23 protein-coding genes are annotated in these 25,971 nt (G+C 62.4%); 17 read left to right on the top strand and 6 right to left on the bottom strand.

Translation table 11 applies throughout. The features are described 5' to 3' along the window. Positions 1–59: 59 nt before the first annotated feature. The 4 genes from J3Q04_RS09395 to J3Q04_RS09380 all read left to right on the top strand — a co-directional run bounded on the left by J3Q04_RS09395 (position 60) and on the right by J3Q04_RS09380 (position 3,316). Positions 60–989 (top strand): alpha/beta fold hydrolase, encoded by a 930-nt coding sequence (locus J3Q04_RS09395; RefSeq protein ID WP_420765808.1) that lies wholly within the window; start codon positions 60–62, stop codon positions 987–989. Positions 990–1,126: 137 nt separating this feature from the next. Continuing rightward, on the top strand, positions 1,127–2,521 hold the full coding sequence (gene hglS, locus J3Q04_RS09390; RefSeq protein WP_434606666.1) for a 2-oxoadipate dioxygenase/decarboxylase HglS: 1,395 nt from the start codon (positions 1,127–1,129) through the stop codon (positions 2,519–2,521). Positions 2,522–2,531: 10 nt separating this feature from the next. Beyond that, positions 2,532–2,702: a hypothetical protein gene (locus tag J3Q04_RS09385; RefSeq protein ID WP_434606668.1), complete on the top strand. Its 171-nt coding sequence runs from the start codon at positions 2,532–2,534 to the stop codon at positions 2,700–2,702. A 95-nt stretch (positions 2,703–2,797) separates the two neighbouring features. Next, positions 2,798–3,316 (top strand): Hcp family type VI secretion system effector, encoded by a 519-nt coding sequence (locus J3Q04_RS09380; protein WP_420765805.1) that lies wholly within the window; start codon positions 2,798–2,800, stop codon positions 3,314–3,316. 168 nt (positions 3,317–3,484) lie between these two features. On the opposite strand, the gene J3Q04_RS09375 is transcribed toward J3Q04_RS09380, so the two are convergent. From J3Q04_RS09375 to J3Q04_RS09355, 5 genes are all read right to left on the bottom strand, one after another. Beyond that, on the bottom strand, positions 3,485–3,658 hold the full coding sequence (locus tag J3Q04_RS09375; RefSeq protein ID WP_420765804.1) for a hypothetical protein: 174 nt from the start codon (positions 3,656–3,658) through the stop codon (positions 3,485–3,487). A 30-nt stretch (positions 3,659–3,688) separates the two neighbouring features. After that, positions 3,689–3,931 carry a hypothetical protein gene (locus tag J3Q04_RS09370; protein ID WP_420765803.1) on the bottom strand — a complete coding sequence of 81 codons (243 nt, stop codon included), beginning with the start codon at positions 3,929–3,931 and terminating at the stop codon, positions 3,689–3,691. A gap of 62 nt (positions 3,932–3,993) precedes the next feature. Beyond that, positions 3,994–5,064, bottom strand: a complete 1,071-nt coding sequence (locus tag J3Q04_RS09365; protein ID WP_434606673.1) for a lipocalin-like domain-containing protein — start codon at positions 5,062–5,064, stop codon at positions 3,994–3,996. Then, positions 5,054–7,522 carry an FtsX-like permease family protein gene (locus J3Q04_RS09360; protein ID WP_434611626.1) on the bottom strand — a complete coding sequence of 823 codons (2,469 nt, stop codon included), beginning with the start codon at positions 7,520–7,522 and terminating at the stop codon, positions 5,054–5,056. Before J3Q04_RS09360 ends, J3Q04_RS09365 begins: the two co-directional genes overlap by 11 nt. Then, positions 7,522–8,190, bottom strand: a complete 669-nt coding sequence (locus tag J3Q04_RS09355; RefSeq protein ID WP_420765801.1) for an ABC transporter ATP-binding protein — start codon at positions 8,188–8,190, stop codon at positions 7,522–7,524. The genes J3Q04_RS09360 and J3Q04_RS09355 overlap by 1 nt, the downstream gene beginning before the upstream one ends. A 248-nt stretch (positions 8,191–8,438) precedes the next feature. Between J3Q04_RS09355 and J3Q04_RS09350 the strand changes: the two genes are divergently transcribed. Continuing rightward, the gene (locus J3Q04_RS09350) at positions 8,439–10,358 is read left to right on the top strand and encodes an acyltransferase family protein (RefSeq protein WP_434606676.1); all 1,920 of its coding nucleotides are present in this window, start codon (positions 8,439–8,441) and stop codon (positions 10,356–10,358) included. Positions 10,359–10,366: 8 nt separating this feature from the next. Here J3Q04_RS09350 and J3Q04_RS09345 read toward each other — a convergent pair whose 3' ends face one another. Further along, positions 10,367–12,064, bottom strand: coding sequence for a sulfatase-like hydrolase/transferase (locus J3Q04_RS09345; RefSeq protein ID WP_434606679.1), 1,698 nt, complete (start codon positions 12,062–12,064; stop codon positions 10,367–10,369). Between the two features lie 376 nt (positions 12,065–12,440). Between J3Q04_RS09345 and J3Q04_RS09340 the strand changes: the two genes are divergently transcribed. Genes J3Q04_RS09340 through J3Q04_RS09285 form a run of 12 tightly spaced genes read left to right on the top strand, consistent with a single transcriptional unit; the run spans position 12,441 to position 25,764 of the window. Further along, positions 12,441–13,799 carry a UDP-glucose dehydrogenase family protein gene (locus J3Q04_RS09340; RefSeq protein ID WP_434559699.1) on the top strand — a complete coding sequence of 453 codons (1,359 nt, stop codon included), beginning with the start codon at positions 12,441–12,443 and terminating at the stop codon, positions 13,797–13,799. Next, on the top strand, positions 13,796–14,854 hold the full coding sequence (locus J3Q04_RS09335) for an NAD-dependent epimerase (RefSeq protein WP_434606682.1): 1,059 nt from the start codon (positions 13,796–13,798) through the stop codon (positions 14,852–14,854). Before J3Q04_RS09340 ends, J3Q04_RS09335 begins: the two co-directional genes overlap by 4 nt. Beyond that, positions 14,851–15,597 carry a sugar transferase gene (locus tag J3Q04_RS09330; protein ID WP_434559703.1) on the top strand — a complete coding sequence of 249 codons (747 nt, stop codon included), beginning with the start codon at positions 14,851–14,853 and terminating at the stop codon, positions 15,595–15,597. Before J3Q04_RS09335 ends, J3Q04_RS09330 begins: the two co-directional genes overlap by 4 nt. Beyond that, positions 15,598–16,242: a CpsD/CapB family tyrosine-protein kinase gene (locus J3Q04_RS09325; RefSeq protein WP_420765795.1), complete on the top strand. Its 645-nt coding sequence runs from the start codon at positions 15,598–15,600 to the stop codon at positions 16,240–16,242. Positions 16,243–16,262: 20 nt separating this feature from the next. Then, on the top strand, positions 16,263–17,285 hold the full coding sequence (locus J3Q04_RS09320) for a polysaccharide biosynthesis/export family protein (protein WP_420765794.1): 1,023 nt from the start codon (positions 16,263–16,265) through the stop codon (positions 17,283–17,285). Between the two features lie 16 nt (positions 17,286–17,301). Further along, on the top strand, positions 17,302–18,894 hold the full coding sequence (locus J3Q04_RS09315) for a GumC family protein (RefSeq protein WP_434606689.1): 1,593 nt from the start codon (positions 17,302–17,304) through the stop codon (positions 18,892–18,894). Continuing rightward, the gene (locus J3Q04_RS09310; protein ID WP_420765792.1) at positions 18,891–19,994 is read left to right on the top strand and encodes a glycosyltransferase family 4 protein; all 1,104 of its coding nucleotides are present in this window, start codon (positions 18,891–18,893) and stop codon (positions 19,992–19,994) included. The genes J3Q04_RS09315 and J3Q04_RS09310 overlap by 4 nt, the downstream gene beginning before the upstream one ends. After that, complete coding sequence (locus J3Q04_RS09305) at positions 19,991–21,361, top strand: O-antigen ligase family protein (protein ID WP_434606692.1); 1,371 nt, start codon at positions 19,991–19,993, stop codon at positions 21,359–21,361. The genes J3Q04_RS09310 and J3Q04_RS09305 overlap by 4 nt, the downstream gene beginning before the upstream one ends. After that, complete coding sequence (locus J3Q04_RS09300) at positions 21,358–22,317, top strand: glycosyltransferase (RefSeq protein ID WP_420765790.1); 960 nt, start codon at positions 21,358–21,360, stop codon at positions 22,315–22,317. The genes J3Q04_RS09305 and J3Q04_RS09300 overlap by 4 nt, the downstream gene beginning before the upstream one ends. Next, complete coding sequence (locus J3Q04_RS09295; RefSeq protein ID WP_434606695.1) at positions 22,310–23,446, top strand: glycosyltransferase family 2 protein; 1,137 nt, start codon at positions 22,310–22,312, stop codon at positions 23,444–23,446. Before J3Q04_RS09300 ends, J3Q04_RS09295 begins: the two co-directional genes overlap by 8 nt. A 12-nt stretch (positions 23,447–23,458) precedes the next feature. Continuing rightward, positions 23,459–24,463 carry a polysaccharide deacetylase family protein gene (locus tag J3Q04_RS09290; protein ID WP_420765788.1) on the top strand — a complete coding sequence of 335 codons (1,005 nt, stop codon included), beginning with the start codon at positions 23,459–23,461 and terminating at the stop codon, positions 24,461–24,463. Further along, positions 24,460–25,764 carry a lipopolysaccharide biosynthesis protein gene (locus J3Q04_RS09285; protein ID WP_434606699.1) on the top strand — a complete coding sequence of 435 codons (1,305 nt, stop codon included), beginning with the start codon at positions 24,460–24,462 and terminating at the stop codon, positions 25,762–25,764. Before J3Q04_RS09290 ends, J3Q04_RS09285 begins: the two co-directional genes overlap by 4 nt. The last annotated feature ends 207 nt before the right edge of the window (positions 25,765–25,971 follow it).

Below are 25,971 nucleotides of genomic sequence, written 5' to 3'. Positions count from 1 at the left end.
AATGACGCCGCCGACTCAGGAGGCGGGTCGAATCCACCATGACCCATGGAGGTAAAGACATGCTGGTGTTGTGGGTGGTCCTCGCCGTGTTCATCGTCTGGAGCTGGCTGACGTATCCAGGCATCGGACATGTGTTGTACGACCTGGGTATGGCCTTGGAAGCGCGCCTTTATCGGCTGCACAAAATCACCGTGCCCATCAGCGAAATGACCGTGTCGACCTGGCAAGGCGGGCCTTACGAAGCCTCCGGCAGCATCCTGATGTTGCATGGCTATAGCGCCGACAAGAACCTGTGGCTGCGCTTCGCCCGGCACTTCGTCAACCAGTACCGGGTGGTCATACCCGACTTGGCCGGCCATGGCGAAACCGGCTTCAAGGCCGGCGGCGGCTACGACATCCCGACCCAGGCCCGGCGAGTCATCGAACTGCTCGATGCCTGCGGCCTGGACAAGGTCCACGTCATCGGCAACTCCATGGGCGGCCACCTTGCGGCGTGGCTGGCGGCGACTTCGCCTGAACGAGTGCTGACCCTCGCGCTGATCGACCCGGCCGGCGTCACTGCTCCCGAGCCCAGCGACATGGAGCGTCACCTGGCCGCCGGCCACAACCCGTTTCTGGTCCACTCCCGGGATGATTTTGCGCCCTTCTACGCCATGACCATGGCATCCCCGCCGTGGCTGCCCAGCGTTGTACTCGCGGCGTTGGCCCAGCGTTACGAGCAGCGCCGGGAGGAATTGGCGGAAATTTTCGTCGACTTGCGCGCCAGCCCGGCGATGGAGCCTCGCCTGGACGATATCCGCGCACCGTCATTACTGCTTTGGGGACGCAAGGACCGGCTGATCGACGTCAGCAGTGTGCCGGTGTGGAGCAAGGGCATCGCCGACCTGCGAGTGGAAATCTGGGAAGGCGTAGGGCACATGCCCATGGTTGAAAAACCCGGCAAGACCGCGGCGCTGTATCGGGACTTTCTTGAGGGATTAGGGCAGTGAGGAAGATGCAGGGCTGAAATGAGCCACCCATCAGTCCTTGGCAGAATGAAGTCCTGAAGATTCTTCGTTTGCCGGCACTGGCGAAGGCTGCGATCTTTCGTCCAACTTTCCCACAGCCCTCGCCAGGAATCCTTACGATGAGCTTCGTCAGCCCCGACTTGATCCGCCAACGCTTCTCCAAGGCGATGTCCGACATGTACCGCGACGAGGTCCCGTTGTATGGGGCATTGATGAACCTCGTGGAGCAAACCAACGCCCAGGCACTGGCCAACGACCCATCACTGGCCGAGCACCTGAGCAGCACCGGCGAACTTCAACGCCTGGACATGGAACGCCATGGCGCGATCCGCGTCGGCACCGCCCCGGAACTGGCGATGCTGGGCCGGCTGTTCGCGGTCATGGGCATGCAGCCGGTGGGTTACTACGACCTGACGCCGGCTGGGGTGCCAGTGCACTCAACGGCCTTCCGCGCCGTTCATGAAAAGTCGCTGCAAATAAGCCCGTTCCGAGTATTTACGTCGCTGTTGCGCCTGGAATTGATCGAAAACAGCGAACTGCGGACCTTTGCCGAGTCGGTGCTGGCCAGACGGAAAATCTTCACCCCGGGCGCCCTTGAACTGATCGATCTGGCCGAACGCCAGGGCGGCCTGACGCAACCCCAGGCTGACGATTTTGTCCTGCAAGCGCTGGAGACTTTTCGCTGGCACCACAGCGCCACCGTTACCGCCGATCAATACCGACAACTCAGCGCCCAGCATCGCCTGATCGCCGATGTCGTGGCGTTCAAGGGGCCGCACATCAACCACCTCACACCGCGGACTCTGGACATAGACGTCGTCCAGGCCCAGATGCCGCTGCATGGCATCACGCCCAAAGCGGTGGTCGAGGGGCCACCGCGTCGCCGGTGCCCGATCCTGCTGCGCCAGACCAGCTTCAAGGCGCTCGATGAACCCGTCGCGTTCACTGACCAACCCCAATCCCAGGGCAGCCACAGCGCCCGTTTCGGGGAAATCGAACAACGTGGCGCGGCTCTTACGCCAAAAGGACGGGCGCTCTACGACCAACTTTTGAATGCTGCGCGGGATGCCTTGGGCGGATTTCCCAATGAAGCCAATGCCGAACGCTACAACGCGCTGATGGCCGAACACTTTGCTCAGTTTCCCGATGATCACCAATCATTGCGCCGACAGGCGCTGGCTTACTTCCGCTATTTCGTGACGCCGGCGGGGCTTGCCGCCAAAGGCGCGATGGAACCGAATGTCTCGCTGGAACGCCTGTTGGAACAGGGCTATCTGCGCGCCGAACCGCTGGTCTACGAAGATTTCCTGCCGGTCAGCGCCGCCGGGATATTCCAGTCGAACCTTGGCGACGCCGCCCAGAGTCACTACGCAGGGCAATCCAATCGACAAGCGTTCGAAACTGCACTGGGACGGCCGGCCATCGATGAGTTGGGGTTGTACGCCGAGACACAAAAGCGCTCCCTCGAGGAATGCCTGTTGGCGTTGGGCGCTCAGCAAGCGAGCCACGAATAAAGAGCAGGAAATGGCACAACAGCTCATCGGCCATGCCCTGTCGTTGCTGTTCGTTGCCCGAGGCAGGCGCCCTGCGCTGCGTGGGCAATGGAACGTGGAGCGCGGTGCAACCTTCTGCGTGAATTTCGCGACTTTGCCGCTATACCCAATCGCAGAAAACCTACAACTGATTGATTTTTAAACATTTTATAAAGATGGCATAGCTCTTGATAACGGTCAGCCGCCTCGGGACGATTCCCGCCCCGGCATCCCGTTATCCAGGAAGGAGAGCATCCATTGGCTACCCCCGCTTACATGTCCATCGAAGGCACCAAACAAGGTCTGATCACCGCCGGAGCGTTCACCGCCGACTCGGTGGGCAATACCTATCAGGAAGGTCATGAAGACCAGATCATGGTGCAGGGTTTCCAGCACCAGGTGACTATCCCCCGCGACCCTCAGTCCGGGCAGCCAACCGGCCAGCGCATACACAAACCCTTGGTCATCACCAAGGTGTTCGACAAGGCCTCGCCGCTGCTCCAGGCAGCCCTGACCAGCGGCGAACGGCTGACGAAAGTCGAAATCCAGTGGTATCGCACCTCGGCCGCGGGCACCCAGGAACACTACTACACCACCACTCTGGAAGACGCGATCATCGTTGATATGAACGACTACATGCTTAATTGCCAGGACCCTGGCAACAGCCACTTCACCCATCTGGAGGACGTCCACTTCACCTACCGCAAGATCACCTGGACCCACGAGGTGAGCGGCACTTCGGGCTCCGATGACTGGCGCACCCCAGTCACAAGCTAAGCCTCACGGGTGTTCGCCCAGTGCGACGGCCTCGGCATTCCATGCACTGGTAAAGAGCCTGGCACTGGGCGAACGCAAACAATGATAGTGGAGCTTGCGAGGGATGTGCGTGAGCCAGGCTTAAATTATTCTTCATGAGGACGGCAAGGCAGCCTGCTCCCGGCAGCGTTATTTGCGCCTTGCTGTTTTCTGCGCGTCGGTTTCCTGCGCATCGGGGTTGCCCTGCTGCTGTTCGCGCTTGGCCGGGTCGTTGGGCCGCAAAGCGTCGTTGTCACGCTCCACTTCACCGGGCAAGGCCGGGGCGTCGGGGTTCTGCTGGGTTTGATCATGGCTGGACTTCATCACGAACTCCTTGGGTTGGCTTGAAAGGTATCAAGCGTCGGGGTCTGCCATTTCCTCGGCAACGTTGGCATCTGGCGAGCGTTGGTGGAGCTCCTCAGCCTTGGTTTTCAAATCTTGCCACCGGTCCAGGTCAATCTCTCCCAGGCCGAACAGGTCGTCGGCGAGCCGCATCAGCTCGGTGAAATGAGCATCAGGCGACTCCTGCCAATAGGCCTTGTCGTCGAATAGCCGCTGCCAGTTGGCCAGCGACGGTTGTTTGATGTCATCGCTCATGACGGACTCCCGCGAGGCATTCATAGGTATGAGGGGCGATGAACGCAGGGAGTTCCGACGAATCAATACCCCGTCATTTCCAGATAACCGGTGCCACCATGGCTGCCGCTCAGTTGCACCGGCCCCTCCCAATACGGGATGCGAAGGTTCATCCAGGCATTGGGGTTCAGGGCTCGCGTGGTGATATCGAATTGCTTGCCGGGAATCCTGATTGACCAGCTCACTGGCATGGGCCTTCCCGCAACTTCGGCGGTGTCCAGCGGTGTGAGGCTGATTTGGCTGGCGGCCAGTGTCGTCGCCTGGCCTTGGGCGTCAATCCAGGTGCCGGTGAGGTACGGCTCACCGTCCTTGTGGCGCATGCGGTAGAGCATCACGTGCTCGCCTTTGTCCAAGTGCAAGGAAAACCAGTCCCACCCGGTCTGGTTTTCCGTCAAGGGCTGGCTGCTCCATTCCCGGTCGAGCCAGGCCGGGCCACTGACCTGATAGCGCTGGCCATCGATTTCCAAGTGACCTCCGGCTCGAAAAAACGGTTGGCTGTAATAGTACGAGGCCTGGCCTTGCTCGGATTTCTGACTGAAGCCTTGGTTGCCCTGCAGCACCAGTGGACGGCTCGACGTCAGCCGCAGGTCGTAGCTGAAGCGCGGCCCGCGCGCCTGCAACTGCATGTCTGCGAGCGGGTCCGGGCCAGCGGCTTGAGTACCGAATCGCCAGTCGTCGATCCAGGCCTCGAAGGGCGTGGTACGCACCCCGGCCTGCCCCACTCCACCCCGGGCGTAGCGCTCGGCGGCGTGATGGACGGTGGCGGACGTGACGGCGGCATGGCCGAGCCAGATCGTCTGGTTGCGCCAACCGCTGGCCGGAGGCGCGGCATCCAGGGCGCTGCGGAACAGCGTCCACTGCACACCGAAATCCCGCCCCTCGACGTCCTTGAGATTGGCGGTGACGTACCACCACTCGATGCGAAAGCCTTCATGCGCACCATGATCGGCTGGAAAGCTGAACACGCGCCCAGGTACCACCGGCGTAAAGGCGACAGCCTCGGTACCCAGCCCTGCAAAGCCCTTGTCCGGAGGCGTTGTGTTGTCACAACCGCCGAGCAGCGCCAGCAACACCAGGCCGATTCTAATCCTCATGGGCGAAAGTCCTCAGCAGGTCCGCCGGCCGCGTGCGGTACAACGCATAGAGCGGCCAGGCCGATGCCAGCAGCGTGGCGAACATCGCCAGGCCCAGCAGCTGCGCCAACTGCATCGGAAAGATGCGCAATGGCAGGCGCCAACCAAAGGCCTGGACATTGATGACCGCGTCCAGGCACCAGGCCAGGGCAATGCCCAGCGGCAGGGCCAGCAGCAGCGTCAGCAACGCCAGCAGCCAGGTCTGCCCGAGGTTGAGCAGCATCAATTGCCGCCGCGTGATTCCCAATGCCCATAACGGCGCCAACTGACTGAGGCGACTCTGGCTCTGGGTCAGCAGGCTGATGAACAGCGCAACGCCAGCCACCGCCAGGGTCAAGCTGTTAAGCGCCGCCGTGGCGGCAAAGGTGCGTTCGAACACTTGGGTAGACCAGCCCTTGAGTCGAGCCTGATCGACAATGCGGTTGTCATCCAGGTTGAAGCGGTCTTGCAACGCCGCCAACATCGGGGGGATGGCCGACGGCTCGATACGCAGATTGAAGCGATTGGGTGCAAGCTGCGGCCAATGCGCCCGTAAATGTTCGGCGTTGATGAGCACATGGCCCTTGGGGTTGCCGTAGTCGGCATAAATCCCGACAACCCTTGGGGTCCAGGGCCCTTGCGGGGTCGGCAAGTTCAAGCGGTCGCCGATCCGCACCTTCAGGCGCCGAGCCAGTTGTTCGCTGAGCATCAGCGTGTCGGCTGTTGCCAGTTGCTGCCAGGCTTGGTCACCGGCGGACTCCAGCAACGGCCAGTGCTGGCGATAGGACGAGTGATCGATGATGCCGTAGATGTCCGTCGGCCAACCTTGCAACGGCATCGACACCTGCCAGTTGGGCAACACGGCGGTGATCGTGGGTTGCTGGTTGAGCCAGTCGTGCAGTTCGGCCGCCTGGGCCGGCGTTTGCGGGTTGATGTACAGCTCGGCGGTCAGTCGCTGCTCGAGCCAGTCACTGAACGTCTGGCGAAACCCCGACGTCATGCTGCCAGCGCCGATGTTCGCCGCCAACGCCAGTAGCAGCGCCATCAGCGCCAGGCTCAACGTCGGCAGTTGTTGACGGCAATCGGCGAGGAACCATTGGCCGAGCACCGAACGGCTGCGGCGCAGCAGTCGGTTCAATACGGCGTTGAGCAACACCGGCAAGGCCAACGCCGCGCCCAGTAACAATGCGGCCATCAGGACAAAACCGCTCGCCAGGCTGTCGCCCCAGGCAAGCGCCAACGCGGCGACCAGCGCCGCCAACAGCGCCACCCCACCTTGGCGCCGCAACCAACGCGCATGGGCCTGGTGCCAGGCCTGGGGATTGGCCAGGGCCAACAACGGCAGGCGAGCGGCGCGCAACAGGCTCTGGGCGCCGGCCAGTACAGCGCCGAGCAGGCCCAGGCCGATACCGCCCAACCACCACCAGGGACTGAGGTTCAGTTGTCCGGGGACTTCGGCGCCGTACAAACCTCGCAGGCTCGCCGCTACATCAGGCAACAACAGGCTGGCCAGCCAATAACCACTGAGCACGCCGGCGATCCCGCCCAGCAGGGCCAGTGCGCCCAGTTCCAGCGCCAGGCTGGTGATCAGCACCCGCGCGCTGACGCCGCAAGCCCGCAGGGTCCGCAGCAGGCCGCGGCGTTGCTCCAGGGCTAGGCCAATGGCGGCATGGACGATGAACAGGCCCACCACGAAGGACAAAAACCCCAGTGCGTCGAGATTCAAGTGGAAGCTTTCGGTCAGGCGCGACAGGTTGTTTTCGTCCTCGGCGCGCTTGAATTGCAACAGCCCGTTGAAGGCCTCGGGCAAGGCGGCGGTGTAGGTGCTGGGCAGTACCAATCGTGAAAGCTGGTCCGGCATCCGAAGTAGCGCTTGAGCAAAACCGATGTCCATCAGCAGCACGCCCGGGGCCATGTCCGGCTGCACGTGCAAGGGCGGCAGGGCCTGGCCGTCAACGGTGCGGGGGCGGTCGCCTTCCTTCAACCCCAGGGCCTGCAATGTCTGCGGTGCAATCCAGGTGTGGCCGGCACCTGTGAAAAATTCCACCACCTCGGCAATCTCCCGCGCCTGCCCCGCCACAGCCGAACCCGGCGGCAGCGACACCGGGTCGATCCCCATCAGTTGCAGGCGTTGGTCTTCGTGCCCCTGGAGCGTCACTCGCGCCTGCAACACCGGCGACACCGGCCAGCCCTGGCGGCGCAGGTCGATGAACCATTGCTGCGCGAACGTGCCACCGCCGGGGGCGCTCAAGCTGGCCTGGGGTTCGCCGCCGATCAACTGACTGGCCCGGGCGTAGCTGTCGCGGGCCTGACTGTTCAACGCCTGCACACCGGTCAGCAGGCTGGTGGCGAGCCAAAGCCCGGTCAATACACTGAAAAACTGCACCGGGTGCCGGCGCCAATGGCTGAGCAGCGCCTTGAGGGTCTGGCGAACGATCATCACCCCTGGGTCGCCTCTGCCAGGCGCCCGCCCTGCAATACCACCCGATGGGCCAGGCGCGCCGCCACCCGCTGGCTATGGGTGACCATCAACAGGCTGGTCGGGCTGCCGTCGAGCAATTCCAGCAACAGCTTCAGCACTTCGTCGCTGGTGGCTTCGTCCAGATTGCCAGTGGGTTCGTCGGCCAACAGTAACGGCGGACGTGACGCCAGCGCCCTGCCCAGGGCGACCCGTTGTTGCTGCCCGCCGGAAAGCTGCTCGGGATAACGCCGCAGCAGTTGCGACAGCCCGAGCCGCTGCACCAGATGCGTTTGCCAGGCCGCGTCGAAACGCCCACACAGGCGCGCCTGGAACGCCAGGTTGTCTTCCACCGGCAAGCTGCTGATCAGGTTGAACTGCTGGAACACCAGGCCGATTTCCGTGCGCCGCCAGTTCGCCAACTCATGTTCACTCATGCCGTCGAGCCGATACCCGCCGCTGCGAATACTGCCGCGATCGACCTTGTCCAGGCCGGCAACCAGGTGCAACAAGGTGCTCTTGCCACTGCCCGATTCGCCCATCAGCGCCAAGCTGCTGCCGGGGGGCAAGGTCAGGTCGATGCCTTGCAACACCGGCAAAAGACCTTGGGGGGTTGGGTAGCTTTTGAATACTTCTCGAACTTCAAGCATTGAAAGGCTCATTGGGTAAAACCATTGGCTCTCAGGATAGCGGAATCGAGGGCCACGGCCATTGGCCGACGTCATCGGCAGTTTCCGTTACCACTGGTCGCCACCCCTGCCTGACGCGCCGGATAATCTTGCGCTTCGTCAACTTTCTGCTATTGATCAATAACTAACGCGCGCCGTTAAAGGCTGTCGGCGCAATCGTCATTAACATGACGCATCAAGGATTCCTCCTTTCACGGACGATCGCCGCCATGCCTCACACCCAATATCGCCCCGATATCGATGGTCTTCGCGCTGTTGCGGTGATCGCCGTGTTTATCCATCACCTCAACGCCAGCCTCTTACCAGGCGGCTTCGTCGGGGTGGACATTTTTTTCGTCATCTCGGGGTTCCTCATCACGTCCCAGGTGTTCAGCGAGATCCAACAGAACACCTTCTCCATGAAGCGTTTTTATCAGCGGCGCATCAACCGCATCGTACCGGCGCTGACGACGGTGGTGGTGGCGAGCGTGATTGCCGGGATCTTCGTCCTGTCTCCGGTCGACCTGACCCGACTGAACATCAGCGCGCTGTCCTCCCTGCTCGGTGTTTCGAATATCTATATCTGGATGAAGTACGGAAATTATTTCGCGGCGGACGCCAGCGAAGCCCCACTTCTGCATACCTGGTCACTGGGCATCGAAGAACAGTTCTACCTGCTCTGGCCGCTGCTGATGCTGATGCTGTGTCGATGGGCACCCCGCTACTTGCTGCCGCTGGTGTGCATCGGCGTTGTCGTGACGGTTGGCGTTTCGCAGTACGCCACGACCCTCGTTCCCTCTGCCTCCTACTATCTGCTGCCCACACGTTTTTTCGAACTGCTGCTGGGGGCGACGTTGGCGATTTATCTCGCGCAGCCACGTACGTTCAGTGACGGGGTGGGCCGGATCTGGGCGCTGGCGGGAGCCGGATCGATTGCCTATTCATTGTTTGCACTGAGTCCGGAAACAACCTTTCCCGGCCTCAATGCGCTTATACCTTGCCTGGGGGCGGCGCTGTTGATCCTCGCTGGCAGCGGCGGAACACGCTCGCGCTGGCTGACCAACCGGCCGATGGTATTTGTTGGTCTGATTTCCTACTCGCTTTACCTCTGGCATTGGCCCTTGATTGCGTACCTGAGATATCTGGATATCAACATCACGCTCCCGCTGGGGCTGGGCCTGATGGCAGTGGCGACGCTACTGGCCTGGTGTTCCTGGCATTTTGTCGAAGTCCCCTTTCGACGAACCGGGGCGCTGTTGCCGTTCACCCGCGCATTTGGCCGTCGGTTCATGGTTCCAGCGTTGGGGCTGGCCGTGCTGGCTGTACTGAGCGTGCAATGGCAGGGGTTCCCACAGCGTTTCGTACCGCAGGTGTCAATCCTTGAAGCGATGAGCCTGACCGAACCGAACAAACTGCGTGAGCGCTGCCACATGCCCAATGCGCGCTACAACGCCGCGCCCGATCCGGCGTGCCACCTCGGGGCACGCAAGGCGCAGATCGACGGCGTGATGGTCGGAGACTCTTTCGCCAACCATTTCACCGGCATGGTCGATGTCCTGGCCGAACCCAACGGCATCGCCTTGATGGATTACACCCTCGACAAGTGCCCACCCATCTTCGGCCACGCCGCCGAGATGTCGGCGGGTTACGGGGCACGCTGCGTGGCGCGCAATGAGCAGGTGTTGCAGTTGATCGAGCGGAACCGGTATCCCTACGTGGTGCTCGCCGGCGCCTGGCCCCGGGACCCGGCAGCAGGAGCCGTCATCGAGGCAAGCATCCGGCAAGTGGCGGACCGGACCGGCCAAGTCATCGTCGTTCTCAGCAATCAGCCAATCGACAACGCCGCGACGTGCCCGGTGCGCCGCTTGATGTTCGCTCCTCTTCGGCAGTGTTCAACGCGGCTGGACGCCGCGGCGCCCTATTGGACGCAGATACGCGCCAGGCTGCCTCAGGTGCGCTTCATCGATCCCAACCAGGTGATTTGCCCGGCCGGCCTGTGCAGCCCGGTCATCGACGGACAACTGCTCTACCGGGATGACGCGCACTTGAACGATGTCGGCTCGCGTTTCATTGGCCGCGCGCTCCGCGACCTGGGCTTCACGCTGCTGTACGACCCAGCGCCAACCACGCCGATTGCTACCACCCGATAGGCGCTCGCTCAATGCCCCGCCGCCATCTCGGTCTGGGCCGGTTCCGGTATGACGATGTTGCCCAGATCGATGTGCTTCCAGGCTGGCTTGGCACCCAGCCGCGCGTTGAAGCGGTAGTTGAACGTGAAGTCGTCCTCGGTGGGTTGGCTCAGGGGTTTTCCATAGCGCGCCACGACCGCCGCCGGGTCGTAGCCCATCAACTCAAGCAGCGTCGCAAAGATGTTGTAGTGGCTGGAACGATCCTTGTTTTGCGCCCAGGCGCCGCGCCAGTCCAAGGTGCGCAGCTGACTGCCCTGGATGACTACCAAAGGCACCAGCCCCTCCTCCTCCACCGGGTCGCCGCCGCAATGCGTATTGAGCCCGGGATTGCCACGCTCGTGCAGATCCTGGCCATGATCGGAGGTATAGATCAGCACCGCATTCTGAAGGTTGCCTTGACGCAACAGGCGCCGGAAGAACTCGCCGACGTTCCATAGGAGCGTGTTCTGGTACGCATTGCGATACAGCAACCAGTCATATTGCTGGCCGTTGAAGCCGTCGCGCTGGCCGGTGTCGGCCACGTCCTGAAACCGCCCCCGGGGCAAGGCCGGACGGTGTTTCATGAATTCGTCGGGGTATTTGTCGTGGACCGGAAAATGCGCCCCTACTTTATTCACCACCACCAGTTCGGCCCGGTCATTGCCCAAGAGCTCGATCAACTGCGCCGCGGCTGCCATGTCGCGGTCCAGCACACGGACCTGGTCGAATTGGATGAATTGGTCGATGTCTTGTTTTTCCTGTTCGGTCATCAGGTTCTGCAAGTTGCCGCCGGTGCGCTGGGCATCGATATAGACGGTATGCAAGCCCGCGACATGGGCGTACTGCCAGATTGACGGCTGCGTGCTGTTGATACGCACGTAATCAGCCCGCGTACCGCCATAACGCAGGGTGATATTGGTGTCGGCGCTGCAATTGGCGATGGAAGCGGCATAACCGTAATTGAAGATGTCCACCCCAGGCGGCGGGGTCTTGAGGCCGCTGTTCACACCGAACGGGGTGTTGATATCGAGATAGTTGCCACCGATGCTTTCGTCGATGATCAACACGATATCGTGCTCGATCGCAGGAGAACGGCGAGCCAAGCTGACCGGCTCGCGGACGCCGACGGTGTCGTGCAGCGCCTCGTAGGCAAACAGGTTCAGATAGGCCAGCGGCGTATACATCACAGGTAGACCACGGGCGCCCTCGCCCGCCCTTGCGAACAGCACACCACTGAGCAGCAATACCCCGAGCAACGGCGCGGCGACCGGTACATAACCGGGCAATGGTAAACGCCGCCGAGGCTTCAGCCCGATGCCCAACAGCAGCAACAGGCCGCCCGCCATCGCGCTGAGAATCACCTCTCGATACTGATAAGCCGCCTCCTGGATAAAGCCGCCCGAATACACCAGCGACACGAACTGGCTGTAGGTCAGGTAACTGTCGGTGACCCGGGTATACACCTCGAAGAACACCGCCGAGGCAAACAGTGTCAAGGCAAACAGATGCCGCACCAACGTCTGGCGGATGTAGGCGCTCATCCACAACGCAAGCACCAGCACAAGGAACATCGCACCGAACAGCACCGTTGCAGAACCAAGACCCAGCGCAGCGAGACGCTCCAGGTAATAGTCATGCCCCCTGAAAAGGTACAGCAACAGCAGCAGTTCCTTGAGGTATCGGGTCATGTTTTTCTCGGCGGTGGCGCGGCGGATGGAAGGTTCGTTTTCTGCACACTAGCAGCGGGATTTCAAAGCGCAAGAAAGAGACTGATCGGTCGCAGCGTCAAAAAAAAGTTACCTCAAAAGTGACACCTTTGACGCATCAAAAACATAAAAATCTATGGATATATACCGTTCATCGGTTACTTAAACGTCTCCAGAGCCCTTTAAAAATGGCGCTTTTCCAAGTCAGTCAATGACTTGATATCAAAAAGCCCTAATCCGTCGAGATTTGCCAACACTGACAACTGTCATTTTGCTGACACGTTTTTTTGAAGCTGCGCTATACCCTCTAAACAGTTTCATCCGAGTTACATCAACCGGTTTGAGAGGCGCGCCTAGAATGGACGTGAGCGTATTTGGCACGGGGTATGTGGGGCTGATTCAGGCAGCGGCATTGGCCGACGTCGGGCACCGCGTCCTGTGCGTCGATATCGACCCGAACAAGATCCGTCAACTGCAACAAGCCGTACCGCCCATCAGTGAGCCTGGGCTGTCCGTATTGCTGGAAGACAACATCAAGGCCGGCCGGCTTTTGTTCAGTTGCCAGGCCAGCGATGCGGTCAACCATGGCGAGTTGATTTTTATTGCCGTCGGCACGCCAGCCGACGAAGACGGCTCGGCGGACCTGAGCCATGTGCTGGCGGTGACCCGCCAGATCGCCGACTTCATGGACAGTGACCGCACCCTGATCATCAAGTCGACCGTACCGGTCGGAACAGCCGATAAAGTCGCCGAGTGCGCCCGCCAGGCGCTGGCTCGTCGGGGCCTTAAACAGTTGAATGTGCGTGTGGTATCCAACCCGGAGTTCCTCAAGGAAGGCAGCGCTCTCGCCGATTGCATGCGCCCGGACCGCATCATCATCGGCGCCAGCGATCAACTGGCGCGGGATCAGATGGGCGAGCTCTACGCGCCGTTCTGCCGCAACCACGAAAAACTGATGTTCATGGACAACCGCAGCGCGGAGCTGACCAAGTACGCCGCCAACGCCATGCTCGCCACCCGCATCAGTTTCATGAACGAACTGGCCAACCTCACCGAACGCCTGGGCGCCGACATCGAAGCCGTGCGCAAAGGCATCGGCTCGGACCCACGCATCGGCTATCACTTCATCTATCCGGGCTGCGGCTTCGGCGGCTCGTGCTTCCCCAAGGACCTGCGCGCCCTGCTGCACACGGCCGAACAGAGCGGCATGCCGCTGCGCCTGCTGCGCAGCGTCACCGATGTGAACGACAGCCAGCGGCACATCCTTTTCGAGAAGCTGGCGCAGCAATTTCCGGACGGCTTGGCCGGCAAGTCGATTGCCATCTGGGGCCTGGCCTTCAAGCCCAACACCGACGACATGCGCGAAGCCCCGAGCCGCTACCTGATGGAAGCCCTCTGGCGCGAAGGCGCGCGCGTGCAGGCCTACGACCCGGAAGCCATGTCCGAATGCCGGCGCCTGTACGGTTATCGCAAAGACCTGAACCTGTGCGCCACCCGCGATGACACGCTTGAGGACACCGATGCCCTGGTGATTTGCACTGAGTGGAAGAATTTTCGCGTGGTGGATTTCGACCTGCTGGCGAGCAAGCTGCGCGCCCGGGTCATCATCGATGGCCGCAACCTCTACAACCCCGAGCACCTGGCTGCCGCCGGGCTGCTGTACCGTGGCATCGGCTTGCGCCACACCGTGCCCAGCGCCCCGGGGCCACAAGCGTGAACGTCCTGGTGACCGGCGCCGCCGGATTCATCGGAGCCCACTGCGTCTTGCGGTTGATGCGCGATGGCCATCACGTGTACGGGCTGGACAACTTCAACGATTACTACGACCCGCAGCTCAAGCACGACCGCGTGGCGTGGGTGCGTGACCAGGTCGGCGCATTTCCCTTGGCGCGTATCGACCTGACCGACGCCTCGGCGATCGACGGACTGTTCCAGAGCCATCGCCCGGAGGTGGTGATCCACCTCGCCGCCCAGGCCGGCGTGCGCTATTCGCTGGACAATCCCCGCGCCTATGTCGACAGCAACCTCGCCGGGTTTCTGAACATTCTCGAAAGTTGCCGCCGTCATCCGGTCAAGCACCTGATCTACGCCTCTTCCAGTTCGGTGTACGGCGCCAACCAGCGCACGCCCTATTCGGTACGGGACGGCGTTGATCATCCGCTGTCGTTGTATGCGGCAACAAAGAAGGCCAACGAATCGATGGCCCACAGCTACAGCCATCTGTTCGGCATCCCGTGCACCGGCCTGCGCTTTTTTACCGTGTACGGCCCGTGGGGTCGGCCAGACATGTCGCCGATCCAGTTCGCCACGGCCATCGCGCAAAACCAAGTGTTGCGGCTGTTCAACCATGGTGAGCACGAACGCGACTTCACCTACATCGACGACATCGTCGAGAGCATCGCCCGGTTGATCGAACGTGCGCCGCAGCCAACGCCCCACTGGGATCGCGAGCAACCGGACCCGGCCACCAGCCTGGCGCCATGGCGCATCTACAACATCGGCGGACAGCACCCGGTGGCGTTGCGAACCTACGTGGCGCTGCTGGAAAAACATCTGGGCCGCACCGCCCGGATCGAGCTGCTGCCCCTGCAACCGGGGGACGTGCTCAACACCTGCGCCGATGCCAGCGACCTGGCCCGGGCCACCGGTTTCCAACCGTGCATTGCACTGGATGACGGCCTGGGTCGCTTCGTCGACTGGTTCCTCGATTACTACGCGCAACCCATCGATCACACGCCGCTTGCGGCCGTACCTCAGCGGAGGAGTCTATGACCCGACATGAACAAGACATTCCGATCAGCACCTCCGGACGCGACAAACGTGTCGACCCCGAGCATCGCCGACGCCTGGATGCCGCCATCCACCGCCAGGGCCGTGGCTGGCTCACCGGTCGGGACGGTGGTCGGCCCTGGACGGTTTCGCGGACCAATCGGGTCGTGGCTTGCCTCGGCGCGCTGGCGATCCTGGTACTGCTCACCCCGCTGCTGCTGGGTCTGGCATTGCTGATCAAGTTTTCCAGCCCTGGCCCGGTTTTTTTCGTGCAGAAACGCACCGGTTATCGCGGGCGCGTGTTCGGCATGTACAAGTTTCGCACCATGGTCGTCGATGCCGAGGCCCTGAAAGAGTCGCTGCGCCACCTCAACAAGCACGGCGCCGACGCCATCGACTTCAAGATCGACAACGACCCGCGCATTACCCCGATCGGCAGGTTCCTGCGACGCAGCAGCCTCGATGAACTGCCGAACCTGATCAATGTAGTGACCGGCGACATGCGCCTGGTAGGCCCGCGGCCCACCTCGTTCAACGCCTATCGCTACAAGGACAACCATTTGGTGCGCCTGAGCATCTACCCCGGCCTGACCGGCCTGTGGCAGATCTCCGGGCGCAGCAATATCGACTTCGACCAGCGCGTGGAACTGGACCTCAGCTACATCGCCGAGCAGAGCCTGCTGTTGGATCTGAAGATCCTGATGATTACCCCCTTCAAAGTGTTCAGCGGCCACGGAGCGAGTTAAATGGACGGTTCGACGAATATCCTGACCATAGCCAGCCCGAGCGAGACCAACCTGACCTCGACCGTGCTCGACCCGGATCTGCGGATCCTTCTCATGACAGCGGCCAACACCGGCACCGGCACGAGCACCAGCGCCATGGCGCTGTCCGCCCAGCTGGCGCAGATGAGCAATGGCCGGGTGTTGCTGGTGGACGCCAGCCAGTCGCCGCGCAACCTCAGCCAGCAGCTCTCGCTGCAAAAAGAGCGCGGCTTCAGCGACCTGTTGTTCAACAGCCTGTCCCCACCGTTGTTGCAGGACTGCGTAGTACAGGTGTCGAGCCTGCCCTTCGACGTGCTGCCCCACGGCCGCCTCGGCCACAACGCCGAACGCCTGAGCCCCGAGCGATTGCGCCCGCTGTTCCGGCAACTGGCGGCGCAGTACCGCTTCGTGGTGATCGACGCCGACGCGGTGTATTCGGCCACCGACACGCTGGTGATCAGCACCCAGGTGGACGGCGTGGTGCTGGTGGTGCGCGGCGAAGACACCCGCTGGGAAGTGGCCCAGGCCACCCGACAAAGGTTGGCCCAGGCCGGCGCGAAAGTGGTCGGCAGCGTGTTCAACCGCCGCAAGTACTACATGCCCAAATGGCTCTACAACAACCTGTAAGCCTGCAAAAGGATGACGAGATGAACGCTAGAATGCTTGTCCTGCTGTTGCTGCCGCTTGCCGGTTGCTCCAGCAACACCGATACCCGCTCGATGCCGGTGCAGATCCTCACCGCGGCGCCGGCCAATGCCCAGGCCACCGACATGCCCAAGGTCGAGCAGACCTTGCGGCCCCAGGATGTGCTGGACGTGATATTCCACATCGGCACCACCTCTTCCCAGGCTTATCGCGTGCAGCCTGGCGACCAGGTTGCCCTGAACTTCACCGCCGCCAGCCAGCTCAACGGCACGCAACAGGTGATGCCCGACGGCAGTATCGAACTGCCGGGCGCCAACACCTCGGTGAAAGTCGGCGGCCTGACCACCGACGAGGCGCGCCTGGCGGTGCAGCGCGCCTATGACCAGAAGATGTTGTTCCAGCCCAATCGCAACCAATTGACCGTACTGGTGACGAGCCCGCTCTCCGGCGAGACGAAGCTGCGCAACACCCTGACTCACCCTGGCACGGGCATGAGCCGGGAAATCACCGTGGGCAGGGATGGCTACGCCAGCTTCCCGGAAATTGGCGCCGTGCCTTTGCAAGGCATGACCGTCAGCCAGCTGGAGACTTTCCTCAACGAGCGCTACGCCCAGCTGCCCGGCCACATGACGGTGGACGTGCTGCTCAAGTCCACCGCCGGCAACGAAATCTATGTCCTCGGCGAAGTGGCCCAGCCCGGCTCCTACCCGATCCGCCGGCCGATCTCGGTACTCGAGGCCCTGACACTGGCCAGGGGCACGAACGTCAAGGCCCGGCTCGACTCCGTGGTAATCATGCGCCGCAACGGCAATCAGGTCGAAGCCCGCCACTACGACGTGGAGAAAGCCTTGAGCGGCGACGCGTCGCAGATCGCCTATCTGCAACCGGAAGACATGCTGTTCGTGCCCAAGACCAAGCTTGCAAGTGCCGGTGAACTGGCCAGGCAATTGGCCGATGTGGTGCTGTTCCAGGGCACGGGGTTGAGCTTCGGCTACCGCGTCGACAACAAAGGCAGCGACAACTGAGACTCAGGTGACCGACATGAACCCCAAGGAAAATTATCTGCACGAGTTTTTCAGGATCTTCTTCGCCAACAAGCAGTGGGTGAAGCGCATCTTCCTGGTTTTCGCCGTGATCGCTCTGGTGTTGCCGTTGATGCTCAAGCAGAGTTTCGACATCACCGCCCAAGTGATCGTCCAGTCGAAAAAACTCTCCCAAGGCGACGCCACTACCTCGTTGAACCAGGAAAACGCGACTTTCATTCCGCCGTCCCTGGCGGACATGGAAACCGAGAGCAACATCCTGCGCTCACCGGCGTTGATTCGCGAAACCATCAAGACCCTGCGCGACCAGGGTGAATACACCCCAAGCCCAGGGGCCCTCAATAAATGGGTGAGCGAACCGCTCAAGCGCTACATCACCCAGCCACTGCGTGAATACGTCATCAATCCGCTTCGCGACGGCCTCGGGCTGGAAGTCGATCCGGTACGCGACACGATGCTCGATACCCTCACCGACGAGGCCATCGCGAACCTGAAAATCGAGACCCTGCCCGGCTCGAACGTCATCTCCATCATCTACAGCTTCGGCGATCCCGCCCAGGGCACCCGGTTCGTCGCGCAGCTGCTGGAAAACTACCTCACCGGCCGCCAGGACCTGCAATCGATCGAATTGCCCCAGACCTTCTACGAGCAGAAAAAAGTCCAATACCAGACGCGCCTCGACGGTCTGGAAGGCACCCGGCTCGGCCTGCTCGAAGGCGTCGGTTCCTCCGATCCCAAGGAAGAAATCACGTTTCGCCTGAACGCCATCAATACCGAAGAACAGGCCCTGAACCTGTACCAGGATCGCCTGCTGCAAAGCCAACGCTGGCTCGATTACCTCAAGACCAGCCTGGCAGCGGCGAACAGCTCGCGGTTCAACGACTACACGTTCCCGTTCACCTTCACCACGACCGTGGACAACATCGCTTTCGAGGACCGGGAAATCAGGCAACTGGGTGAGCAGCTGACCAGCCAGGTCAGCCGCTACATGAACGACCTGGCGATCTTCCAGCCCAGCAGCGAACCAATGCTGCTGGCCCGCGAACAGATCATGCGCACACGCCAGCAGTTCCTCAAAGTGGTGAACAACCGCATCCAGGAACGCACCACCGACCTGGCCGTCGTCAGCTCGGTGATCAACCAGAAGGTCGAGCGCATCGCGGCCTTCAAGGAACGCATCCACCAGTTACAGGAAACCCAGAGCAAGCTGCGGCAGATGGACACCGAGATCAACGCACTCCACGCGGCGTTCTCCACCTATGCCCAACGGTTCGCCGAAGCCAGTTCCGCGCGCTCGCTGGACAATGACCTGTCCAACGCCCGTGTCCTGAGCCCCCCGTTCGAACCCACCGCCGCGGTATTCCCCAAGCCGATGCTGATTATCCCGTTCGGCTTGTTCTGCGGCCTGCTGCTGGCGATCGCTCTGGTCTACGTGCGTGAGTTCTTCGACCATCGCTTCAAGCATCCTGCGCAAATCAGCCAGCAACTGGACCTGCCGGTCTTGCTGGTGATCAATGAGCAGTCGCCCGAACAGGTCAATCCGCACCGCAACTGGAGCCTGCCAAGCCTTGTCCATTGGGTGAAAAATTGAACGCGCCGTTCGGCCCGTCCCACCGCAGCAGCCCCCTGTCGATCATTCATCTGCTCGACAGCGGCGGCTTCTATGGGGCCGAGCGGATGCTGCTCGATCATTGCCTGGCGACACCGGGGCAGCACCAAGTGCTGTTCCTGGCGGCGCCGCCGACCTTGATCACGCGGTTTCGCCAGGCCGGGGTGGATTGCCGACACTGCGCCAGCTTGGGCGAATTGTTGCAGCATCTGCGGCAACGTCGCGCGGACCGGCCGCTGATCAACACCCACAACTTCAAAGGCTTGCTGTTCGGCTGGGCCGCGGCCACGCTGTTGCGCCTGCCCCTGGTGATTACCCAGCACGGCTTCACGCCGCGCAGCACCAAGCAGCGTTTCTACACCTGGTTGAGCCTGCAACTGTGCCGCACCGCGCCGGTCAAGCGCGTGGTCTGCGTCGCCGAAAGCATCGCGGCATTGCACCGCAAGGCCAGCGTCAAGGCGGACAAGCTCGACGTCATTCCCAACGGTTTGCCGGCCGTCACGACACCGCTGCCCCATCGTGACGACAGGCAGCGCTGGCGGGTCGGGTACGTGGGTCGCTTGAGCAGCGAGAAAGGCCCTGACCTGTTCCTCGACGCGATGATCCCGCTCTGCCAGCGCCATGGTTCGCTGCATGCGGTCATGCTCGGCGACGGTCCGGAACGCCAGCCGCTGCTCAAGCGCATCGCCGACGCGGGGTTGCCGACGCGCATCGAGTTGCCCGGTTATCAAACCGACATGAATGATTGGTGGAGCCGCCTCGACGCTTTGGTGATCAGCTCACGCACCGAAGGCACGCCGATGATCCTGCTCGAAGCCATGCAAGCCGGGGTGCCGGTGGTGGCGTTTGGCGTCGGCGGCATTCCCGACATCCTGCAGGACCGCCACAACGGCCTGCTGGCCACGCCGGCCGACAGCGACGAATTGGCCCGCCAGATCGAAACGCTGTTCAGCGAACCGCCCCTGGCGCGGATCCTCGCCGACAACGCCCGGCGCACCCAACGCGACCGCTACGACCTGCGCACGCTGGCCGAACGCTGGTCGCAACTTTATATCCGCACGGCACGGGAGGCTCGACCATGATCGTCCCGCTCTCGATCATCAGTTTGCTGGGGCTGGTCTGCCTGGCATTGCTGGCCAGTCCTTATCCGTTCCTGGCGCCCGGCGCGGTGTTCGGCCTGGTCGGCGTCGCCGTGCTGTACCGCAAGCCCGGCTGGGGCCTGCTGGGCATCGCCGCGCTGGTGCCATTCGAAGGGCTGTTCAAGGAAAACGGATTGTCGGGCAGCAAGTTCTTTGGCCTGGCGCTGATTCTGATCCTGGCACTGCAACTGGCCCTGCACCAGATTCCGGCGACGCGCCTGCGCAGCAATATCTGGAAGCCGCTGGTCGGCTTCATGGCGCTGTATGGCCTGAGCCTGCTGCTGTCGGAAAACATGGACCTGTCCCAGACCCATCTGCGGGAACTGACGGTAGGGCTGATTCTGTTCGTGATCACCTTGTTGATCGGACGCGAGCTGAACCTGGACCTGTTTGCCCGCTTGATGACCGTGAGCGTGTCCACCACGTGCGTACTCGCGATGTTCTCGGCCAAATACCAGGACCAGGGCCGCGCGTCCGGACTGCTGGAGGACCCGAACTCCTTTGCGCTGCTGATCGCGTTCACCATACCGCTGGCCTTGTTGCTGGTACTGCGCAGCCCGAACCTGTTGCACCGGCTGTTCTGGGGCGGCGGTTTCATCCTGCTGCTGGGCGGCATGACCAAGACCGAATCGCGTTCCGGGCTGGTGGTGTTGCTGCTCAGCCTGATGATCGGCTTGTACCACTACCGCGCGCAGCTACCGCGGATTCGTCCACGGCACCTGGGCTTCGCCATGCTCGGGCTGGCCCTGATAATTCCCCTGGCGATCGCGGTGATGCCCGCCGGCTACGTGGCACGCATCCAATCGTTGAGCATCCTCAGCGCCGGCGCCAGCGCTCACAAGGATGAATCCCTTGGCCGCCGCGCCTCCTACATCCTGGTGGGCAGCCAGATGATCCGCGAGAACCCCATCCTCGGTTCAGGGCCCGGGACGTTTCCCCTGCACTACGCGCCGACCGGTTATGCCAAGGCCTTCTCGGCCAACCGCAAACTGGGCGACCTGTACCGTCGCGCTCACAACACCTACCTGGAAATATTCAGCGAGATCGGCGTACCGGGCGGGTTGATGTTTGTCGGCATGATCGGTCTTGGCCTCTACAACCTGGTGCGCGCGCGCCAACTCTGGCTCCAGCGTCGGGACTGGGCACAGGCCGACCTGCTCACACATTTGGGGATGAGTTTCCTGGCGCTGGCCTTGTTCCTGATGTTTCTCAGCGCGCCGAACCACAAGTTGCTGTGGATCATGCTCGCCTTGACCAGTGTGTTGCGCTACGACGCCGAACAATCCGCGCCACGGGAGGCCCGCCCATGAGCCGCGTCAGTATCGTCATCCCGATGTTCAACGAGGCCCGCCACATCGGCCGCACCCTGCTGGCCGCGCAGCAAGCTGCTCGCCAGGCGCAACTGGAATGCGAACTGATCGTGGTCGACAACGGCTCGGACGATCATGGGCCGCGCATCGCCAACGAACTGGGCGCCCGGGTGCTGATTGTGCCCGGCGTTCACATCGGCGCCCTGCGCAACCGTGGCGCGGCGGTTGCCAGCGGTGAGTGGCTGGCATTCATCGACGCAGACATGGAAATGCCCGCCGACTGGCTGAAGCTGCTCGTCGAAATGGAGGGCCGTCAGGGCGATGTGTTGGGACTGGACCTGGACACGCCCCGACACGCGCCTTGGTTCGCCCAGGCCTGGCAACGCCGCAGCCAACGTCCGGGCGCCCGTCCGCTGCATCGAGTGCAGTGGCTGCCCAGCGCCAATCTGTTGATGCGCCGCCGTTGGTTCGAACAGGTCGGCGGCTTCGACGAGACCCTGCGTACCGGTGAAGACAAGGATTTTTCCCTGCGCTTGCGCCAAGCCGGTGCGCAGTTGTTGCTGGTGAACGAAAGCCTGGCCCTGCATTGGGGTTACGAAGGCAGCTGGCGCGAATGGATGAGCAAGGAGCTGTGGCGCCAGGGCAGCCATTGGCAGTTGCTGCGCAGCCATGGGCCGAGCCTGCGCTTGCTGCGCTTTCCCGCCTTGTCCGTTGGCGCCTGGGGCCTGGATCTGCTGGCGCTCACCGCCCTGCTCCAGGGCCAGGTGCGCCTGGGGTTGACGCTACTGTTCATCAGCACATTGCCGGCCTTGTTTCTCAGCCTGCGCCAGAGCCAGCGCGACCCGCGCCTGGCGTTGCAACTGTGGGCCTTGCACGGGGTGCGCCTGCACCTGACCGGTGCCGCGTTGCTGCTCAATCTTTTTCAATGGAACGTCAGGAGACCCGCCCGTGGCTGAATTCATCTATTGGTCTTGCCTGTTGCTGCCGGTGTACGCCTACCTCGGCTACCCCGTGCTGTTGACCTTGCTGACACCGTTGTTTCCGCTACGGCGCTATGGCAAGCCCCTGCCGATGGACGTCAGCATTGTCATCGCCGCCCACAACGAGGCACGGCACATCGAAGCGAAATTGCGCACGCTGTTGGCCCAGGATTATCCGGCACGCTCGCTGCAAATCATCCTGGCCAGCGACGGTTCCACCGACGAGACGGTGGCCTGTGCGCGCAAAATCGGCGACTCACGCATCACCGTGCTCGACCTGCCACGCCAGGGCAAGGCCGCCGCCCTCAATACCGGCGTGGCCCATAGCTACGGCGAGATCCTGGTGTTCACCGATGCCGACAACCAATGGGCCCACGACACCCTCGGCCACCTGCTGGCGCCGCTGGGCGATCCTGAAGTCGGCGCCTGTGCCGGGCACATGGTCATCCCCGTGCCCGGCAAGGGCCTGAGCCTCGGCGACAGTCTGTATCGGCACTACGAAGGGTGGCTGCGCCGGGTGGAAAGCCGCACCGGCTGCATGGTCTCGGCCGACGGCGCCTTGCTGGCCTTGCGCAGGGCTTTGTTCCAGCCGATTCCGGCCCAGGTCAACGATGATTTTTTCCTAAGCACCTGCGCGCCGGCAGCCGGCAAATCCATTGTTTATGCACCCAAAGCGCGGGTGACCGACCAGGGCGTGGACGAAGCCGACAAGCAGTTTCGTCGTCGTCAGCGCGTCACTGTCGGCGGATTGCAGAGCCTGGCCCAGCGCCGGGAGCTGCTCAACCCGCTGCGCCATGGGCTCTACGCCATTGGCCTGATCAGCCACAAATTGATCCGCCGCCTGGCGCCGGTGCTGCTGTTGCCGTTGCTGCTGAGCAACGCCTGGCTGTGGAATGACCATCCGTTCTATCGCCTGACGCTGGTGGCGCAACTGCTCGGTTATGCCACAGCGCTGATCGGCTTGCTCGACGCAGGCCACCGCTTGCCTCGGCCATTTCGGTTGGCCGCGTTCGTGCTGGTAACACTGGTCGGCATGAGCATCGGGCTCTGGCAATTCCTGCGAGGCCAGCGCTACAGCCAATGGAACCCCGACCAAAACCGCTAAGGAGTGTGGCCGATGTCGATCAAACATGTTTTCAAGCGCACCGGCGGCTGGCTGTACCTGAACACGTCCATGGGTCGCCATCCATTGCGTGGCGCCGGCGTCATCCTGATGTTGCACCGGGTATTGAACAACGACCGCGCCGCCGAGCTGCCCCACCGCAATGAACTGTGCGTGGGGCCCGAAGCGTTCGAACACCTGTTGATCTGGTTGCAACGGCATTTTGAATGCGTGCCCTTGATGACCTTGCTGCTGGCCGACCCGGAAAGCGTTCCGGACCGTCCTCGGGTGGCCCTGACGTTCGATGATGGCTGGCGTGACAACGCCATGAACGCCTTTCCCCTGCTGCGTCAGTACCAGGTGCCGGCGAGTATTTTCCTGTCCACCGATTTTGTCGGCAGTCGCCAGCATTTCTGGTGGGAAAGCATCGGCGAAACCCTGTGGGGCAGCCACGGGCAAGTGGCGCGGCATTCGCTGATCGAGCACTTGCAGCACGTCGGCCGGCCATTGCCGGTGCTGCTCGACGACATCGACGACGAGCGCCGCAGCCTGGCGCTGCTGCATTACCTGCAAAGCCTCAAGACGCTCGAACCAAGCACGTTGAGCGATCTCACCGAAGCCTGCCCGCAAGGCTCGCAACCCCAGGCGCTGGATTGGCCCCAGGTGCGTATGCTCGAAGATTCCGGGCTGATTCGTTTCGGCCCCCATGGCGCCAGCCACGCGATTCTGACCGGGCTGGACGATCAGCGCCTGCATGAAGAACTGACCCGCAGTTGGACCGCGCTGGAAAATGGCTGCGCCCAGCCGCTGCCGGTGTATTGCTACCCCAACGGTGACAATGATGTGCGCGTGCGCGAGCAGGTGGCGGCCCACGGTTTTCCGTTCGCCCTGGGCACCGAGGCCGGGCTGTATCGCCACGACGGCGACCCGTTGAACCTGCCGCGTTTCGGCGTCAGCCAGCGCAACGCCCATCACCCTGAATTGCTCGCCTGGCGCATTCGCCGAGGAGCCCGTCCATGAGCCGTGCACACTATCTCAAGCATTTGGCGCTAAGCATGGGCACGCGCCTGGCGATGATCGGCCTGCGGCTGTTGCGCAATGTGTTGCTGGCACGAATCCTGGGGCCCAGCGAACGCGGACTGTTCGCGCTGCTCAGCACCCTGCCCGACTTGATCAGCGCCGCCACCAGTGGAGGCCTCAATTCCGCGGTGGGTTACCAGGCGGCGCAGCAGCGCTCCATGGGTCTGTTGCTTTGCCAGGTGTTGGTTTTCGGGTGTCTGCTGGCCGGGTTGCTGACACTGTTGGTGGTGGCGCTGGCGCGTGAGTTCGGCGCTGAGCTGGACATCACCGCGCAGCTGGGATTGCTGGCTTGGCTGCTGTTGCTGGCCGTCCCCCTGACGGTGCTCAAGAGCGGCCTGCTGACATTGCACAATGCTTCCGGCGGCGTAGGCGCGTTCAATGCGCTGCGACTGATGGAATCCCTGGCGCCGTTGCTGCTGTTTGTAGCGCTGTTCTGGATGTGGCAAGACACGGCGCTGGAGGCGGCGCTGATCAGTTGGCTGGCGGGCCTGAGCCTGGTGGTGCTGGCCGGCTGGATGTGGTTGCGGCGCGATCATGTGGTCACCCTGCGCTGGGATCGCACCGGCCAGAACGAACTGTTGCGTTATGGCGCCCGTAGTCATCCGGACCTGTTGTTCCAACAAGTGATGCTGCGCTCGGATTTTTTGTTCATTGGCGCATTGCTGGGCAGCACGGCGCTGGGTCACTACGCCATGGCCAGCGCCGCGGCCGAACTGCTGCTGATCGTGCCCGAAGCGGTCACCACGCCGCTGATGAAACGCCTGCTCCAGCAAGACACCGACATGCAGCGCCTGACCCCGCTGGCCTTGCGCCTGACTGCTACGGTGATGCTTGGTGCCTGCCTGGGCATGGCGCTGATTGGCGAATGGCTGATCATCACCCTGTTCGGCACCGCCTATCAACCGGCGTACCCGGCGCTGTTGGCGTTGCTGCCGGGATTGTTCGGCCTGTGCTACGCCAGCATCTTGCGCCTGGACCTGCTGGGCAAGAACCGTCCCGGCACCGTTTCACTGCTGATGGGCGTGGGCGCGCTGCTGAATCTGGCCCTGAACCTGATCCTGATCCCGCGCTACGGCATCGTCGGCGCTGCCGCCGCTTCCTCGATCGCTTACCTGGGCGTGACCCTGGCGCTGCTGACGATGTACTGCCGTCTCAGCGGTGTGGCGCTGTGGCAGACACTGATCATCCTGCCCAGCGATTTGCTGCCGATGCGCCAGATGTTGTTGGGGAAATCCGCGTGAATATCGTCGCCCGCCAGACCGCCATCGCGAGCAAGCTCGCTCCCACAGGCGCCGGTTGCGTCCAGCCGAGTTCCCCTGTGGGAGCGAGCTTGCTCGCGATGGCGGTGGGTCAGCTTGCTGTGATGATGAAGCTAACCGCCTCTTCGCGAGAAGGCTGGCTCCCACAGAGGAAAATGGCCGCGGGTCTATGTCTTCTGGTATTGGCCA

This window comes from Pseudomonas sp. D4-21 (genome assembly GCF_051132125.1).
Taxonomy (GTDB): Bacteria; Pseudomonadota; Gammaproteobacteria; order Pseudomonadales; family Pseudomonadaceae; genus Aquipseudomonas.
Note: the sequence above shows the minus strand (reverse complement) of the source record. Positions and strands in the feature narration are given on the sequence as shown.